Source organism: Paraburkholderia aspalathi (assembly GCF_905220735.1).
Lineage (GTDB): Bacteria > Pseudomonadota > Gammaproteobacteria > Burkholderiales > Burkholderiaceae > Paraburkholderia > Paraburkholderia aspalathi.
In genome coordinates this window covers 18,332-32,362 of sequence record NZ_CAJNBA010000020.1, presented here as the reverse complement: position 1 = coordinate 32,362, position 14,031 = coordinate 18,332, and the positions used below count along the sequence as shown (strand labels likewise).

Annotated in this window: 16 protein-coding genes and 1 riboswitch; of the genes, 4 read left to right on the top strand and 12 right to left on the bottom strand. The window is 61.8% G+C overall.

Features of this window, described 5'->3' with window-relative positions:
• Nucleotides 1-148 precede the first annotated feature (148 nt).
• The 5 genes from KHO30_RS38740 to KHO30_RS38720 all read right to left on the bottom strand — a co-directional run bounded on the left by KHO30_RS38740 (nucleotide 149) and on the right by KHO30_RS38720 (nucleotide 2,508).
• The gene (locus KHO30_RS38740) at nucleotides 149-598 is read right to left on the bottom strand and encodes a response regulator (protein WP_425312946.1); all 450 of its coding nucleotides are present in this window, start codon (nucleotides 596-598) and stop codon (nucleotides 149-151) included.
• Nucleotides 598-1,230, bottom strand: a complete 633-nt coding sequence (locus tag KHO30_RS38735) for a response regulator (RefSeq protein WP_054039761.1) — start codon at nucleotides 1,228-1,230, stop codon at nucleotides 598-600. Before KHO30_RS38735 ends, KHO30_RS38740 begins: the two co-directional genes overlap by 1 nt.
• A gap of 170 nt (nucleotides 1,231-1,400) precedes the next feature.
• Nucleotides 1,401-1,973: a ferritin-like domain-containing protein gene (locus KHO30_RS38730; protein WP_211704056.1), complete on the bottom strand. Its 573-nt coding sequence runs from the start codon at nucleotides 1,971-1,973 to the stop codon at nucleotides 1,401-1,403.
• A gap of 87 nt (nucleotides 1,974-2,060) precedes the next feature.
• Complete coding sequence (locus tag KHO30_RS38725; RefSeq protein ID WP_006052455.1) at nucleotides 2,061-2,222, bottom strand: DUF1328 domain-containing protein; 162 nt, start codon at nucleotides 2,220-2,222, stop codon at nucleotides 2,061-2,063.
• Between the two features lie 109 nt (nucleotides 2,223-2,331).
• Nucleotides 2,332-2,508: a DUF1328 domain-containing protein gene (locus tag KHO30_RS38720; protein WP_211704055.1), complete on the bottom strand. Its 177-nt coding sequence runs from the start codon at nucleotides 2,506-2,508 to the stop codon at nucleotides 2,332-2,334.
• Nucleotides 2,509-2,755: 247 nt separating this feature from the next.
• Between KHO30_RS38720 and KHO30_RS38715 the strand changes: the two genes are divergently transcribed.
• Together KHO30_RS38715 and KHO30_RS38710 are read left to right on the top strand one after the other, a co-directional pair.
• A complete protein-coding gene (locus KHO30_RS38715; protein WP_234489194.1) occupies nucleotides 2,756-4,159 on the top strand; it encodes a sensor histidine kinase in 1,404 nt (467 codons plus the stop codon).
• A 235-nt stretch (nucleotides 4,160-4,394) separates the two neighbouring features.
• On the top strand, nucleotides 4,395-4,529 hold the full coding sequence (locus KHO30_RS38710) for an entericidin A/B family lipoprotein (protein ID WP_012433647.1): 135 nt from the start codon (nucleotides 4,395-4,397) through the stop codon (nucleotides 4,527-4,529).
• A 217-nt stretch (nucleotides 4,530-4,746) separates the two neighbouring features.
• Here the strand turns inward: KHO30_RS38710 and KHO30_RS38705 are convergent, their stop codons facing one another.
• Nucleotides 4,747-5,541, bottom strand: coding sequence for a DUF4397 domain-containing protein (locus tag KHO30_RS38705; RefSeq protein ID WP_200651125.1), 795 nt, complete (start codon nucleotides 5,539-5,541; stop codon nucleotides 4,747-4,749).
• Between the two features lie 363 nt (nucleotides 5,542-5,904).
• Between KHO30_RS38705 and KHO30_RS38700 the strand changes: the two genes are divergently transcribed.
• Nucleotides 5,905-7,977 (top strand): NADPH-dependent 2,4-dienoyl-CoA reductase, encoded by a 2,073-nt coding sequence (locus KHO30_RS38700; RefSeq protein ID WP_211704054.1) that lies wholly within the window; start codon nucleotides 5,905-5,907, stop codon nucleotides 7,975-7,977.
• Nucleotides 7,978-8,020: 43 nt separating this feature from the next.
• Here KHO30_RS38700 and KHO30_RS38695 read toward each other — a convergent pair whose 3' ends face one another.
• The 6 genes from KHO30_RS38695 to KHO30_RS38670 form a co-directional block, all read right to left on the bottom strand.
• The gene (locus tag KHO30_RS38695; RefSeq protein WP_200622250.1) at nucleotides 8,021-8,962 is read right to left on the bottom strand and encodes an EamA family transporter; all 942 of its coding nucleotides are present in this window, start codon (nucleotides 8,960-8,962) and stop codon (nucleotides 8,021-8,023) included.
• 366 nt (nucleotides 8,963-9,328) lie between these two features.
• Nucleotides 9,329-9,577, bottom strand: coding sequence for a pentapeptide MXKDX repeat protein (locus KHO30_RS38690; protein WP_054039770.1), 249 nt, complete (start codon nucleotides 9,575-9,577; stop codon nucleotides 9,329-9,331).
• 127 nt (nucleotides 9,578-9,704) lie between these two features.
• Nucleotides 9,705-10,508, bottom strand: a complete 804-nt coding sequence (locus KHO30_RS38685; protein ID WP_234487119.1) for a molybdopterin-dependent oxidoreductase — start codon at nucleotides 10,506-10,508, stop codon at nucleotides 9,705-9,707.
• A gap of 50 nt (nucleotides 10,509-10,558) precedes the next feature.
• Entirely contained in the window at nucleotides 10,559-11,197 is a 639-nt protein-coding gene (locus KHO30_RS38680; RefSeq protein ID WP_200651123.1) for a cytochrome b/b6 domain-containing protein, read from the bottom strand.
• Between the two features lie 45 nt (nucleotides 11,198-11,242).
• On the bottom strand, nucleotides 11,243-12,073 hold the full coding sequence (locus tag KHO30_RS38675) for a DUF1223 domain-containing protein (protein ID WP_200622254.1): 831 nt from the start codon (nucleotides 12,071-12,073) through the stop codon (nucleotides 11,243-11,245).
• Nucleotides 12,074-12,263: 190 nt separating this feature from the next.
• Nucleotides 12,264-12,731 (bottom strand): hypothetical protein, encoded by a 468-nt coding sequence (locus KHO30_RS38670; protein ID WP_244864246.1) that lies wholly within the window; start codon nucleotides 12,729-12,731, stop codon nucleotides 12,264-12,266.
• Between the two features lie 529 nt (nucleotides 12,732-13,260).
• Between KHO30_RS38670 and KHO30_RS38665 the strand changes: the two genes are divergently transcribed.
• Nucleotides 13,261-13,671, top strand: a complete 411-nt coding sequence (locus tag KHO30_RS38665) for a GreA/GreB family elongation factor (protein ID WP_200651121.1) — start codon at nucleotides 13,261-13,263, stop codon at nucleotides 13,669-13,671.
• A gap of 153 nt (nucleotides 13,672-13,824) precedes the next feature.
• Nucleotides 13,825-13,943: riboswitch (TPP riboswitch) on the top strand.
• Nucleotides 13,944-14,031 lie beyond the last annotated feature (88 nt).

Sequence of the window (14,031 nt, the reverse complement as noted above, 5' to 3'; positions counted from 1 at the left end):
TTTGCGGCGGCAAAGAAAGTAAGTGCCGCCCCGCACAGGGGCAACACTAATAGACCACTAACAATACAAGGAAAGGCACCAAAGCCAGAACAAGGAAAGCCCAAAGCCCTACGAACACCGACAAAAAACGCCCCACAAAACAAGCCCATCACCCAGCGCCCCGCGCAAAAGCATACTCATGCAGAGCATCGATCACCCGATCAAACTCGAACGACTTGTCATAGAAGTGCCGAACGCCATATTGTTCACAGCGCTCCCGATAAGCCGGCAACGCATGATTCGTCAACACCGCAGCGAAAATCGACTCGACCATTCCCTCGCGCTGCAGATAAGCGAGCACCGGCACCCCCGAGCCCTGCTTCAACTGCAAGTCCACAATCACCGCATCAAAAGCCTCATCGCTCAACAAGGCAATCGCCTGATCAGCCGAATCCGCATATGCGGCCACCTGCAGCAAACCCGATGCATCGATGGCCTCGACGAGACTCCTGCGTATCAGCGGCGAATCCTCGATCAGCAGCACGCGCAACGGCGCGCGATTGGCTACTCCTGCATCAATGTTCGATTCGCTGTTCATCGGTGTATCTCGATCGTTCATTATTCGATCAAGCCGTTCTTGATCGCGTAATAAGTCAGATCGGCATTGTTCGCCAACCGCATCTTCTCCAGCACGCGAGCCCGATAAGTACTCACGGTCTTCACCGACAAATGCAATTCCTCCGCAATGTCGGTCGGAATCTGTCCCGCTGCGAGCTTGCAGAATATCTGGAACTCGCGCTCCGAGAGTGCTTCGTGGGGTCGTCCCACCGCCGGCTTGTCGAGGTTGTCGGCCAGCGTGTCGGCGACGGCCTCAGACAGATAACGATGCCCGCGCGCCACCGCGCGGATCGCCCGCACAATCTCCTCGGGCTCGCAGTCTTTATTCAGGTAGCCGTTGGCGCCCGCGCGCAGCAGGTTGATCGCGTATTGGCTCTCCGGATAGCCCGACAGAATCAGTACGCCCTGCTCCGGGCGCACCTGTCTGATCACACGTAACGTGTCGATGCCGTTCTTGTCCGGCATCGCGATGTCGAGCAACACCACGTCGAACGCCTGCTCCCGCACAAGGCTGATGGTTTCGTCGCCGGTCGAGGCTTCGGCCGCGACGCACATGTCCGGCTCGTCAGCGACGAACTGCCGGAAACCACCTCGGACGATCGCATGGTCGTCAGCTATCAGCACTCGAATCATCAGTTTGGCGTCCGTGCTACAGGATTGCTCCAAAGCAGACATTGTAATGATCTCCGGCACCGTCTTTGCCGAAGACCGATGTGCACAGCGTAGCGGTGCATCGAACCATACCGGCGCGGGCAGCGGACGCCTTTCGACGTCCGCTGCCCGACTCCACTTCTCAACCTCGCCTACTCGCGGCCGTCAAGCAGGTCCGCCATATCATCGGCGTGCTCCTCTTCGACAGCAAGAATTTCTTCAAACAGCCGGCGCGTCGTCACGTCCTTCTCGCCGAGATAATGCACGATCTCACGATACGTATCGATTGCAATACGCTCGGCAATCAGGTTTTCGCGAATCATGTCCGTCAGATTACTGCCTTCCTTATATTCCGAATGCGAGCGCGTCTTCAGGCCCTCCGGTGCAAAATCCGGCTCGCCGCCAAGCTGCACGATACGCTCGGCGATGCGGTCGGCGTGCTCCTGCTCCTCCGCTGCATGCGCCGCGAATTCCGCCGCCACGCCCTCGGAGTTGATGCCCTTGGCCATGAAGTGATGCCGTTTATAACGCAGCACGCAGACGATTTCAGTGGCCAGCGAATCGTTGAGCAGTTTCAGCACCGTCTCACGGTCCGCACCGTAGCTTTGCGTGACCGGACCATCCGACATATGCTTGCGGGCGTCTTCACGGATCTTTTTGATGTCCATCACGAACGATCCGTTGGATTGAGATGCTGCGCTTTGAGCGCCAGAAACCTTCGCCATTTAGATTCTCCTTTATCCGCTGTTGGGGGAACTGCGTATCCCGCACGAATCGCGCCTGATACGCCCGTTTAAGGAAGGCGCATTCGTCTACGTTCGGAATACGCCGAGCAGCAGCGTGACCACGAACACGACAAGGAAGATGTAGAACAGGATCTTCGCGATTTCGGCCGCACCCGCGGCGATTCCGGTAAAACCGAACACGGCTGCGATGATCGCAATCACGAAAAAGACGATGGCATAGTGAAGCATGGCGACTCTCCTTGTTGGTATCTGCATCAAGAAACTCTGAGGCGAACCCGAAGCGAAGCGCTCCCTCACAACCGGCGGGAACAGCACGCAAGCGCCTCATCGAACGGCGCTAATCGACGACCTTCTTCGTGACTACGAAGCCGAACACGAGGAACACCACGCACAGAATCACGAACACCATAAACAGGAACTTTGCGATCACCGCTGCGCCCGCAGCTACGCCGGTAAAGCCAAGCAGGCCGGCGATCACCGCCACGACGGCGAAGAACAATGCCCATTTCAACATGATGGCTTCCTCCAGAATCAGTCAATGAACGATCAGGTTCATCCTATCGATCGTCGACGCTGGGCGCATTCCGACGTGCTCCGTTTTTCGTGTGAGAATCCGCTTACACGGGATTACGGCGGCGTTACGCCGCCTGCTCCATCGCCGAGCCCGGCGGGCGTTACACTGATGCTCACCTCAGGAGCCAAAAGTGCTGAACGTGTCGAACACGCATAAATCAGGGGCCACCGTGCGGCTGGGCGACTGGATGCGCAATCGCAGTTGGGCCATCGCGATGACCGTGGCAATCGTCATCACCGTGGGCGGGCTCGTGATTCTCGAAACCGCGCGCCAACGCATTGCCGCTGAATACGAAACGGCACTCGAAGCGCGCGACGTCACGGTTCAATTGAGCACGCTCGCAAGCCAGCTATCCCGCCTCAACGCTCACCAAAGCGATTTTCTTCTGACGAAGCAGGATTCATCTGCTCAAGGCTTTTGCGCAACCGCCGTACAGATACGGCAGAACGAACAGCAGCTAAGCCGGTTTTACCGCGGTGGCAAGGCGGACAGCGCCGAGCTCGCGAGCTTCACCCAGATCGTCGCGCTGATCGACGCGCGCATCGGCGCGGGCGCTGCTGCATTGCAACGCGCGACAACGAATTCGCTTGATCTCTCCGCCTGCGGCAGTGCCGGCGAGGCCAATCCGGCGGATGCCACACTGGTCGACAGCACGCTCACGCTGCTGCGCGACAACGAGGAGCGCCGCGCGCAGCACGCGCTCGACGCAAGCCGGGCCGACCAGCGTATCTCCACGCTGTGCGCGGCGGCGCTGTCCGCGCTCAACATCGTGCTGTTCATCCTGCTGTTTCGCAATCTCGGCATCCAGATGAACCGGCAGGCGCGCGTGCAGCGTCAACTGATCACGCAACAGGAAGAGCTCGACCAGCTTGTCAACGAACGCACGCGTCAGCTCGAGGCGCTCGGCTGGCACTTGCAGGCCGTCAGCGAAAACGAAAAGACGCAGCTCGCGCGCGAACTGCACGACGAACTCGGCGCCATTCTGACTGCGAGCAAAATGGATGTGGCCTGGGCCAACCGCAAACTGAAGGACAGTGCCCCGGACATCTCCGAGAAACTCAAGCGCGCGCTCGCCAATCTCGACCAGGGCATTGCGCTGAAGCGCCGCATCATCGAAGACATGCGGCCCACCGTGCTGGCGAACTTCGGGCTCGTCACTGCCTTGCGCACGCTTGCCGATGAAGCCGCGCAGCGCAACAACTGGACGCTCGAATCGCACTTGCCCGCCGACGATATCCAGCTCGACGAGCAAACCGAAATCGCGCTCTTTCGCGTCGCGCAGGAGTCGCTCACGAACGCCGCCAAGTATGCACGGGCCTCGAAGGTGTCGATCGCCTTGCAGGTCGGCGACGGCGAGGTGGCACTGCGTATCGCGGACAACGGCGTCGGCATCACGCCCGCCGATCTGCAGCGCACGCACACCCATGGGCTGCTCGGCATGCGCCAGCGGGTTGCCGCGCATGGCGGGCGCTTCGATATCCAGCGCGGCGCGCCGAATGGCACCGACATCCATGTGGTGATGCCGAGTGTCAGCACGGCCACGCCGTCAGTGGATCTGCCGCCGTCGACCCCGTCGCGAACAGCCGTCTAGCAGGGCTTTGCGGCACATTGCAATAGCCGGTGTAGGACTGCGCCGACGCAAACACCGGAGCACGCCTACAACAAAATCGCAGCGCAACCGACAGCGCCGCCTCCGCCCTTTTTTTAACATGCAATCAGACCGGATCGACTGGCGTAAGCCCCGGTCGGACGACAGCTAGCCGGGCTAGCGCGTGCCGTACAGGATGGGCACGTCAACCGATGCATTCTCGACAAGGAGAACTTTCATGAATCGACTGATCGCTTTGCTTCTCATTGCAGGGACGGCTGCGCTCGCCGGTTGCAACACGATGGCGGGAGCGGGGCAGGATATTTCGAAGGGTGGCAACGCCATCACGAATTCGGCCGAGCAAGCCAAGTAAGTTAGCGGCAACGCATCGACTGCGCGGCGCCTCACGGCGCCCTGCCATGAAGGAATTCCACAGCCCGTCGCGGGAAACCGCGGCGGGCTTTTTTTATAGTCGGCTCCGCAAACGAAACAAAACGGCGATCCACTTGCGTGGATCGCCGCTCTGTCCTCCCTGAGACTGTCGCTTATCGTATCTATCGACTGCTATGCACGCATGCTGGTTCGCGAGCTTATTGACCCGTCAGCGTGTTCGTCAGCTCGACGCTCGGCGTGCCGGTGTTGCCGTTCTGTGCGATCAGCAGATGGATCTGCCCCGGCACGAGTTGGCTCAGCGCTCCGGCGATCGGCACCGACGTCACCAGCCAGTCGGCGTTGTTCGACAGCGAGAAAGCCGACGACTGGAAGATCGGCGTCTTGCTGCCCGCCACCGTCGCGATCAACACGTACTGGCCGCCGGACACATAGATCGAATCCTGGCCGCTTGCCGGCACCGCGTTCTTGAACGACACGCCCGCCATCGTCGGGCTGACATTGCTGATGTCAGTGCTGGTCGACTGAACCAGATACAGGTCGAGATTGGTCGCGTTAGCCGATGCATTGAAGCCGCGCAGGCGCGCGCTATTCGAGAGCAGCCCCTTGTCGAACGGATCGTCGATCAGGCCGATATCCGGCGCTGTCGCACCCGGCAGAGCCAGCACCGTGTATTCATGGCCCTTCGCAACGTCGGGGAAGTTACCGCTCGCCAACGCGGTCGTCGTGCCAGTGTTCGAGTACGCGACGGAGGTTGAACCCGTGTTGATGTTGGTGAGGTTCGTTACGCCCTTATAGCTGATGTTCGTCTGTCCCGAAGGTGCGGTACCGTTCACGAGAAAGTCCACTGCTGGCCCGCCAGGAATTGCGTGGATGAAATGGATCTCCGGATTCGTCAGACCGAGTTCCTTGCCTACGTCGCTGCCGCTCCCACCGCATGCGGCAAGGACAGATGCAACAGCGGCCACAGCCGCCATGGTTCGGATCGTTTTCATTGTGTTCCACCTATATCGATGTTGGGCTCTCGAGCCGTTAATTTGCGAGCGCCCGGCCTCGGACATCGCGCCGCCTGGAAACCTTGTTCGTTGGTCGTTAGAACGGCTCCAGGCTGGCTCTCCGAAATGAAGCGCCCCCTCCCTCTCCCTGCTGCACGTCGCGCCCGTGCTGGTGAGCGGCGTGGTCCGTGTCGATGGACGCTCGAACTCAGCAATGCGTGTGCCGCGGGTTCGATAGGGCTTCCGGCATCAGACGAATGGCTTACGGAGCAACGCGTTGCGCGGATTAGAATTTTTCCTCGGAGGGTTGGCACGTTTCGCGGTGTATTGTTCGCGCACAACCATACTTACACGGTCCCCTGCATGTCTTACCAACACTTACTCGCTGAACTCGACCTCGGCTTTACCCGCTTGCGCAATCGCGTGGTAATGGGTTCGATGCATACCGGCATGGAGGATCGCTTCTGGAATTACCCGAAACTGGCCGAGTATTTCCGTGAGCGCGCGAAAGGCGGCGTCGGTCTGATCGTCACGGGCGGCATCTCGCCGAACCGGCAAGGCTGGCTGCTGCCCTTCGGCGGCACGCTGAACTCGGTGTTCGATCTGCGCAATCACCGCTTGCTGACCGAGGCCGTGCATGCCGAAGGCGGCAAGATCGCGTTGCAGATCCTGCATGCGGGCCGCTATGGGTATCAGCCTTTCGTCGTGTCGGCCTCGGCGCTCAAGTCGCCGATCTCGAAGTTCAAACCGCGCGCGCTCACCGAAGCCGGCATTGCGCGGACCGTGCGCGACTATGCCCGCTGCGCGCGCCTTGCCCAGCGCGCCGGTTACGACGGCATCGAGATCATGGGCAGCGAAGGCTATCTGCTCAACCAGTTCCTCTGTCCGCGTACGAACCAGCGCACCGACCGCTACGGCGGCAGCATCGAGAACCGCATGCGGCTCGCGCGCGAGATTGTCGAGCGCGTGCGCGCGGTGTGCGGCGAACGCTTTATCGTGGTGTACCGGCTCTCGCTGATCGATCTGGTCGAAGGCGGCAACACGTGGGAAGAAACCGTGCAGGTCGCCCAGGCGCTCGAAGCCGCCGGCGTCACGATGTTCAACACGGGAATCGGCTGGCACGAAGCGCGGGTGCCGACTATCGTGACCTCAGTGCCGCGTGCTGCCTTCGCTGCATTGAGCGCGCGGCTGAAGGCGGCGGTCAAGGTGCCGGTGATCGTGTCGAACCGCATCAACACGCCCGAGGTCGCCGAAGAACTGCTCGCTCAGGGAGCGGGCGATCTGGTGTCGATGGCAAGGCCGCTTCTCGCCGACCCCGAGTTCGTGCTGAAAACCGCTGAAGGACGCGCGCGCGAAATCAACACCTGTATCGCCTGCAATCAGGCCTGCCTCGATCACACGTTCAAGAACCAGCGTGCAAGTTGTCTCGTAAACCCCCGTGCGGGGCGCGAAACCGAGTTGATCTACCGGCCGGTCTCGGGCTCACAAGCCGCGCGTTCGGTTGCCGTGGTCGGCGCGGGTCCGGCGGGACTTTCCGCGGCGACCGTCGCGGCCTCACGCGGGCATCGCGTGACCTTATTCGATGCGAGCGCAACCATCGGCGGCCAGTTCAATCTGGCGATGCGCGTGCCGGGCAAGGAAGAGTTCAGTGAAACGATCCGCTATTTTCAGAGCCAGTTGGAACGGCATCGCGTCGACGTGCGCCTCGATACGCGCGTCGATCCCGCTCTGCTCGCGGCAGGCGGTTACGACGATGTGATCATCGCCACGGGCATCGTGCCGCGGAGCCCGGCAATCGCCGGCATTAACGGGCCTAACGTGCTGTCTTATGTGGATGTGCTGCGCGGTGCGCCAGTGGGACGCCGCGTCGCGGTGATCGGTGCGGGCGGGATCGGCTTCGATGTCAGCGAGTTTTTGCTGCATCGTTCCGGCGACCCTCTGCCCGTGCCACGCGATACATGGCTCGATGAATGGGGTGTCGATCTTACGGTGAGGGAACGCGGTGGTTTGAAACCGCCGGCCCCGGCAGAGCCATTCCGTGAGATCTGGTTGCTGCAGCGTAAGGCCGGCAAGCTCGGTATGGCGCTCGGCAAGACCTCCGGCTGGGTGCATCGCGCGACGCTGGCGAGAAACGGCGTGAAGATGCTCGGCGGCGTGTCGTACCAGGAGATCAGCGAACGCGGATTGAAGATCGCGCGTGAAGGGATCGAGGAATGGCTTGAAGTGGACACGATCGTCGTGTGCGCGGGACAGGAATCGCTGCGCGATCTGCATCCGGAGACGGCGGCACAAACTGCGGATAGGAAAAACAGCGCGAATGGTGCGAACGACTCAAACGCTCCGCGCTATCACCTGATCGGCGGCGCCAAGGTCGCGACCGAACTGGATGCGAAACGCGCGATTCGCGAGGGTGCGGAGGTAGCGGCGGCGCTCTGAGCCACTGTGGCAATGGAGAGCGGAGGCGGCCGCGCCGCCCTCCTTAAGCCAGCCCCTTCTTCCGGTAATCGAACCAGAAAGACAGCCCCACGCTGGCCAGAATCACGATCGTCGCGATGACCGTCGAACGCGTTACCGGCTCGCCGAGCAACAACGCGCCGAGCGCCACCGCCACCACCGGATTCACGTACATGCAACTGCTGGCGATGATCGGACTCGTATGCCGGATCAGAAAGCCGTACGCCACGTAGGCGGTCATCGTGCCGACCAGCATCAGGTAGACGAAGGCCAGCACCGGCAGAAAATGCACTTCCATCATGCGCTCGCCGGACACCCAGGCGACCATCGTCGACATCGCGCCACCGAGGCCGATCTGCAGCGACGTCGACAGAAACAGGTCCGACGGCAGCTTCAGCCGCCCGGCCAGATGCGCGCCGCCGGCCCAGAAAAGCGCACCGCACAGGATCGCCAGACTGCCGCCCGCCGATCCCGGCGCGGTGTCGCCGTGACTCAGGATCGCGATGCCCACCAGCCCAAGGCCAACTGCGAACCACTCGCCTCTGCCGATCTTGCGCCCCGCCACCGCCGCGATCACCGTTGCGAACAGCGGCACGGTCGCGACCATCACGGCTGCGGTGCCGGTGCCGACCGTGCGCATGCCGTAGGCCAGCATGCCGCTCGACAGGCCGACCAGCATCGTGCCGACAAGACCGGCATTGCGGATTTCACCCGCACTCGGCCAGACCGGATTGCGGCGCGCCGCGAAGATGAAAAGCCCTATCCCGGCAAACAGATTGCGCAAGCCGGAGAGCAGCAAGGGCGGAAACGAACCCAGCGCGACGTGCACGGCGAGATACGTCGAACCCCATACGAGATAGACGACGGCGAGCGCGAGCGCGATCTGTCCATTGCGGGACTGCGGCAAACGGATGGGAAAACTACGCGGGAAACCACGCGAAAAGCGGCTGGGGAGTTGCGGCGCCATACGTTCAAACCGCCCATGCCGCTCGAGGTGCTGCGCCCCCGCTGAAGACCCTGTGACGGGATGGCGGACACCGCATCGGCGATGCGGTCTGACGGGCGAGGCTGGCGGACATGTCGGTGGAACGGAAGGACGATAGATGGCCAATGGGGCCACAACGCCGCGGCAATCGATGGGAATCGAGCCACGGCTGACACACGCCAAATGTTGGGCGCGCATCGCATTATGCAGTAAGCGCCCACCGCGTCGCCTGAAAGAATCGTAACTTTTTTGCGTGCTTGCAACAGAAAAGCCGGGGACGTATCCCCGGCTTTGGGCTCACCTGTGACACCGGCGCTCAAGCTATGCAACCGGCATCGCTGGCAATGCTCAGTTGGCCATGGCGCCCGACGCTTCGTGCTTCATGCCCATCGCGTCGCTGCCCTTTTTCATCTTGTCGTGCTTCATCGTGTTCTTCTTCATGCTGTCCTTCGACATGGTGTCTTTGGACATCGAATCCTTCGACATCGTGTCCTTGGACATTGCATCGTTGGACATTGCGCCGCTGGCCTGCGCGAACGCGGCGCCGCCGCTGGTCAGGAGGGCGACGGCCATTGCTGCGATTGCGAACTTTTTCATGGGATGACTCCGTTTTGTAGTGGATAAACCTGAACCGGCTTCTGGCTTCTACCTTGCGCCGGGTACTTCCGAAGCTTCTGCCGCCCGGGGTCGCGCGTCCGGCATTGCACGCGCCGACCCGCGCGCGTCAGGAGCCTCCGAACCAGTTGTAGCCCTGGTCGACCCAATAGCCGCCGGGATACGTGTTAGTGACGAACATCTCGACGATGTGCTTCGGATTCTTGTAGCCGAGCTTGGTCGGCATGCGCAGCTTCATCGGGAAGCCGTATTTCGCGGGCAATCGCTCGCCGTCGTATTCGAAGGTCAGGAGCGTTTGCGGATGCAGCGCGGTCGGCATGTCGATGCTTTCGTAGTAGTCGTCGGCGCATTTGAAGCCGACGTACTTCGCGCTCGTATCCGCACCGATGCGCCGCAGAAAATCGGCAAACGGCGTGCCGCCCCAACGGCCGATCGCGCTCCACCCTTCCACGCAGATATGCCGCGTGATCTGCTCGGCATGCGGCAGCGCGTACAACTCGGGCAAGGTCCAGACGCGCTGACCGGTGACGAGGCCGCTGATCTTCAGCTTGTAGTCGGAGGGGTCAACATCGGGGACGTCGTCGATACCGTAGAACGCATTGAACGGAAACGGACGCGTGATTTGCGCTTCCGTGTAGGTCGGCGCGAGCTGCTTCGGATCGAATAGTGCGGCCTGTGCGCGGTCGTTCAGGCGCGACACGGCCGTCAGGAATGCGGTGACCGAATCGTTGTCGGTGAGCGAGCAGCCCGTCAGCATCGACAGACCGCCGAGCGTCAGAAGCCGTTTACCGAACAGGCGCCGCGACGGCATCGCGAGTTCGCGCCGGGCGTCGATCAGGATCGATTCGCGGTCGAGCTTATCGTCAGGCATGGCGGCGAACTTTCGATCGGGTTGTGTATTGGGTCGGGTCATGATTCGATGTCCTTAGGCTTGGCGTGTCCGCTTATCCGTGTATCCGCGGCCTAGCGTCCGCGCAGCATCGCCAGCAGCGAGCGCGGCACTAGGGCTACCATCACCAGATGCACGGCAATAAACGCAGCCATCAGCGACATGGCGCAGAAGTGGACGATGCGTGCGTTGTCGTAGCCGCCCATCAACTCGCGCAGCAGCGGAAACTGCACCGATTTCCAGATCGCGAGGCCCGAGAGCACCAGCACGATCAGATCGCAAACAACAAACAGATAAGCGAATTTCTGCACCGCGTTGTAGACGCGCAGATCCGCGTGCGAGAGCTTGCCGGTCAGCGCGGCGATGAAGTCGTGCAGCACGGCGCGCGGCGAGACCGGCAGAAACTTGCGCACGAAGCGCCCGCTGGCCAGATTCAGCGCGAGATACAGCAGACCGTTGAAGACCAGCAGCCACATCGCCGCGAAGTGCCACTGCAGCGCGCCGCCAAGCCAGCCGCCGAGCGTGAGCGCCGGCGGAAACGTGAAGCCTTTGAAGATCGGCGAGGCGTCATAGATGCGCCAGCCGGACAGCATCATCAGGATGGCCGCGAGTGCGTTGAGCCAATGCGTGACGCGCACCCACACCGGATGAATCGTGCCGCTCTTCGGCATGACAGGCGGCGCAGTTTTGCTAAGAGCGTGGGGGGTGGCCATGAGAATCTCCAATGAAATGAGAAGCGCTGCGGGGTCGTCGCGCGCTCAATTGCAGGTGGCGAGCTCGCCCACTTGCAGCACGTCGCCGGTCGCAGCGTTTTCGACAAAGGCGACGACGCCGAAGTGATCCGCCGGAGCATTCGCATCGGCATCGTCGATACGGATATCGCGGCGGATTTGCGCGTTACCGGCGACCAGCGGCACGGGTCCGATCCATTGCCGCACGACGCGTTCGTGATGCAGCGTTGCGCCGCTGTTTTCCCCGGCTCTGACTTGCGAGTTCAACGCGTTCTGGTAGACCGCGACGTAGGCATTCAGCGGAGCTGTGGTGCCTGTCGACTTGCTGGTGAATTGCGCATCGACATTGAAGGCGCCTTTCGTCTGAGGTTTCAGTTCAAGCGCCACGTTCGCCTGCGCCGGTTCGGCAACGACCTGGCCGATGCGGCTCTGGAAACTGTCGCGTTGCGACCAGCTGCGCAGTTCGCGGCCTGATACGAAGATTTCAGGCGTATAGATGGTGTGGCCGCCGGCGAGGTCGGTGAGGGTCTGCTGACGTTCAGTAAAGCGATGTTGCGAGAAACGGTCGGTCCAACCGAGGCTATTCCAGTAGTCCACATGCAGCGCCAACGGCACGATGCTTTGGCTTGCACCACTGTTTTTCCACTGACTCAGCCAGTTGTCGGCCGGCGGGCAGCTGTTGCAGCCTTCGCTGCTGTAGAGCTCCACCAGCGCTACGCGGTGCGATGGGCTGTGCGACGCACACACGGCGCCTGCTGCGCTTGCAAGGCCACTGGCGAAGAGGGTTGTCAGCGCTACGGCTAGCGCGATTGCGCGAGTGACATACCGATTGTCTCGGCGGGTTCGTGCGGTTTGCATGGCGTGCTCCATCGGAATCTGCACGTTTGTCGAACCACAAGCCCGCTTATGACAGCCGGTTTTGAATTTTTATTTTTGTCTGGGTTGTTCGCCTACGGTCGAGACCGTTCCATGCTGTTTATCCCCCCGGGGCGCGGTGTGTCTGTACGCTTGCGGGCGAACCGCCCCAAAGCGCCCCGCGGAGGGTGTCTCAGTCGTAACTCACGACAACCGTCACCCGGGTATCCTGCCCGGCATTCTTCGGTGCGAGCGACAACACGCCGCCGTCGCGGCCAACGCGGTAGTGGCCGTCGCTAGCCGCACGGAACACGCGTCCGCGGCTGTCGACAAAACGCTCAGTCAGCGCGTCACCGTTACGCGCTGTCGCGGCGCTATTCACCTGAAGCGCGACATCGGCGCCCGTCGCCACGCCCGGCTCAGCGCTAAAGGTCAACGTGACCGCTGAACCCGACTGATCGAGCCGCGCGCCCCTGGCATCGACCCGCGCCCCGGCGGGCGCCACCGAAATCTCCAGCTGCGGCGCCACGATCGCGCCCGAAAAACTGATCGTTCCGCCATTCGCGGCCACCGCCGGCATTGGCGCTGCAACGAGCGCAACCAGCGTTGCCGTCGCCGCGACCGCGCTGAGCCCCTCAAACCGCCCCATTCCCGTTTTCATCAGCACCTCTCCTTAAGCCGTCTCAAACAGCATCGCGCCATTGACGCGCTGCCCACCGCCGGTCACCCGGCTGGGCAACGGCCGCCCCTACAGGCGGATTAACGGCAGCGCGACGGCAGCCTTGAACGACCCCGTGCGAAATCGACACGCCGCAACGCATATCCACGGCGCCTCCCAGCGGCGATTAAGGAGACGCCCGGCCCGTGCTAACATTCACCTTTCGATTGCGTCGATCAAGCTTTCCTTCCGACGCTCCCGCACTACTTTTCATACTCTGCCGGCTACCCCAATGCGCGTTCCGTTTTCCCGAGCCCTCACCCGTTTGCGCCCCCGCCGCGCAACCGGCTGCGCGCGCGCGGACATCGCGACGCCACACGCCGGCCAGCCGTCCCGAACGCTCCCGCTTCTCGCCGCCCGGCGCCCGATCTGACGCATTTCCCCTCCATTGCCGGGGCCGCGTCGTCGGGCTCCGGGCCGATCTCATCCGCACGCTGTCCCCTTACATGCAGATCGAATTGGAGAACCCGTCATGAAAAAGACGAAAACCTGCTACCTCACCGAACTCGACGTCGCTCGTCTTGAAAAGCACGCAGCCGCGCCCGGCGCTGACACCAAATTGCAAGACATGCTCGACGACGTCCTGGAGCGCGCTGTGATCGTCGAATCGCGCGACATCCCCGCGAACATCGTCACGATGAATTCGCAAGCCACGCTGGTCGATGAAACCAGTGGCGAGCAGATGACCTGGACCGTTGTCTATCCGCCCAACGCGGACTTCGCGCACGGCCGCCTGAACGTGTTTTCGCCGGTCGGTCTTGCACTGCTCGGCGCCAAACGCGGCGAGCGCATCCGCTTCACGCCGCCGAGCGGCACGGAGAAGGTGTTGAAGCTCGAAAAGATCCTGTTTCAGCCCGAAGCCGCCGACGATTTCACGCTGTAAGCCAAAGCCATTCACGACGCAGAACGCTGCGCCGCATCATCCCCGGCAGCCCTATCACAATAAGAATAGTGCGTGGCTGACGGGCGTTATCTCCGACATCTGACTTTTTCAAGACGGGTTGCCAAGCAGCGCCCGGGCGGTGTATCGTGTGCGCTGCTAACGCGGGGGTCCTGCGTAGCGCGGAGGTTGGAGGTCCGTGTTGCGTGGGTGAGAAATACCCTTTGAACCTGATCTGGATAATGCCAGCGCAGGGAAGCGTACGGATTTCGCACCTGGTCTACCGTTTCATCTCTCGCGAATTCCGACAACTTCCGTCTCGTCTCCTGCTTAGCGGCCCCACATTGCTATGCCGAGGAGATA

Coding starts and splice junctions, on each gene's coding strand:
- KHO30_RS38740 (WP_425312946.1), bottom strand. CDS start 598: ATGAACGATCGAGATACACCGATGAACAGCGAATCGAACATTGATGCA.
- KHO30_RS38735 (WP_054039761.1), bottom strand. CDS start 1,230: ATGATTCGAGTGCTGATAGCTGACGACCATGCGATCGTCCGAGGTGGT.
- KHO30_RS38730 (WP_211704056.1), bottom strand. CDS start 1,973: ATGGCGAAGGTTTCTGGCGCTCAAAGCGCAGCATCTCAATCCAACGGA.
- KHO30_RS38725 (WP_006052455.1), bottom strand. CDS start 2,222: ATGCTTCACTATGCCATCGTCTTTTTCGTGATTGCGATCATCGCAGCC.
- KHO30_RS38720 (WP_211704055.1), bottom strand. CDS start 2,508: ATGTTGAAATGGGCATTGTTCTTCGCCGTCGTGGCGGTGATCGCCGGC.
- KHO30_RS38715 (WP_234489194.1), top strand. CDS start 2,756: ATGCGCAATCGCAGTTGGGCCATCGCGATGACCGTGGCAATCGTCATC.
- KHO30_RS38710 (WP_012433647.1), top strand. CDS start 4,395: ATGAATCGACTGATCGCTTTGCTTCTCATTGCAGGGACGGCTGCGCTC.
- KHO30_RS38705 (WP_200651125.1), bottom strand. CDS start 5,541: ATGAAAACGATCCGAACCATGGCGGCTGTGGCCGCTGTTGCATCTGTC.
- KHO30_RS38700 (WP_211704054.1), top strand. CDS start 5,905: ATGTCTTACCAACACTTACTCGCTGAACTCGACCTCGGCTTTACCCGC.
- KHO30_RS38695 (WP_200622250.1), bottom strand. CDS start 8,962: ATGGCGCCGCAACTCCCCAGCCGCTTTTCGCGTGGTTTCCCGCGTAGT.
- KHO30_RS38690 (WP_054039770.1), bottom strand. CDS start 9,577: ATGAAAAAGTTCGCAATCGCAGCAATGGCCGTCGCCCTCCTGACCAGC.
- KHO30_RS38685 (WP_234487119.1), bottom strand. CDS start 10,508: ATGACCCGACCCAATACACAACCCGATCGAAAGTTCGCCGCCATGCCT.
- KHO30_RS38680 (WP_200651123.1), bottom strand. CDS start 11,197: ATGGCCACCCCCCACGCTCTTAGCAAAACTGCGCCGCCTGTCATGCCG.
- KHO30_RS38675 (WP_200622254.1), bottom strand. CDS start 12,073: ATGCAAACCGCACGAACCCGCCGAGACAATCGGTATGTCACTCGCGCA.
- KHO30_RS38670 (WP_244864246.1), bottom strand. CDS start 12,731: ATGAAAACGGGAATGGGGCGGTTTGAGGGGCTCAGCGCGGTCGCGGCG.
- KHO30_RS38665 (WP_200651121.1), top strand. CDS start 13,261: ATGAAAAAGACGAAAACCTGCTACCTCACCGAACTCGACGTCGCTCGT.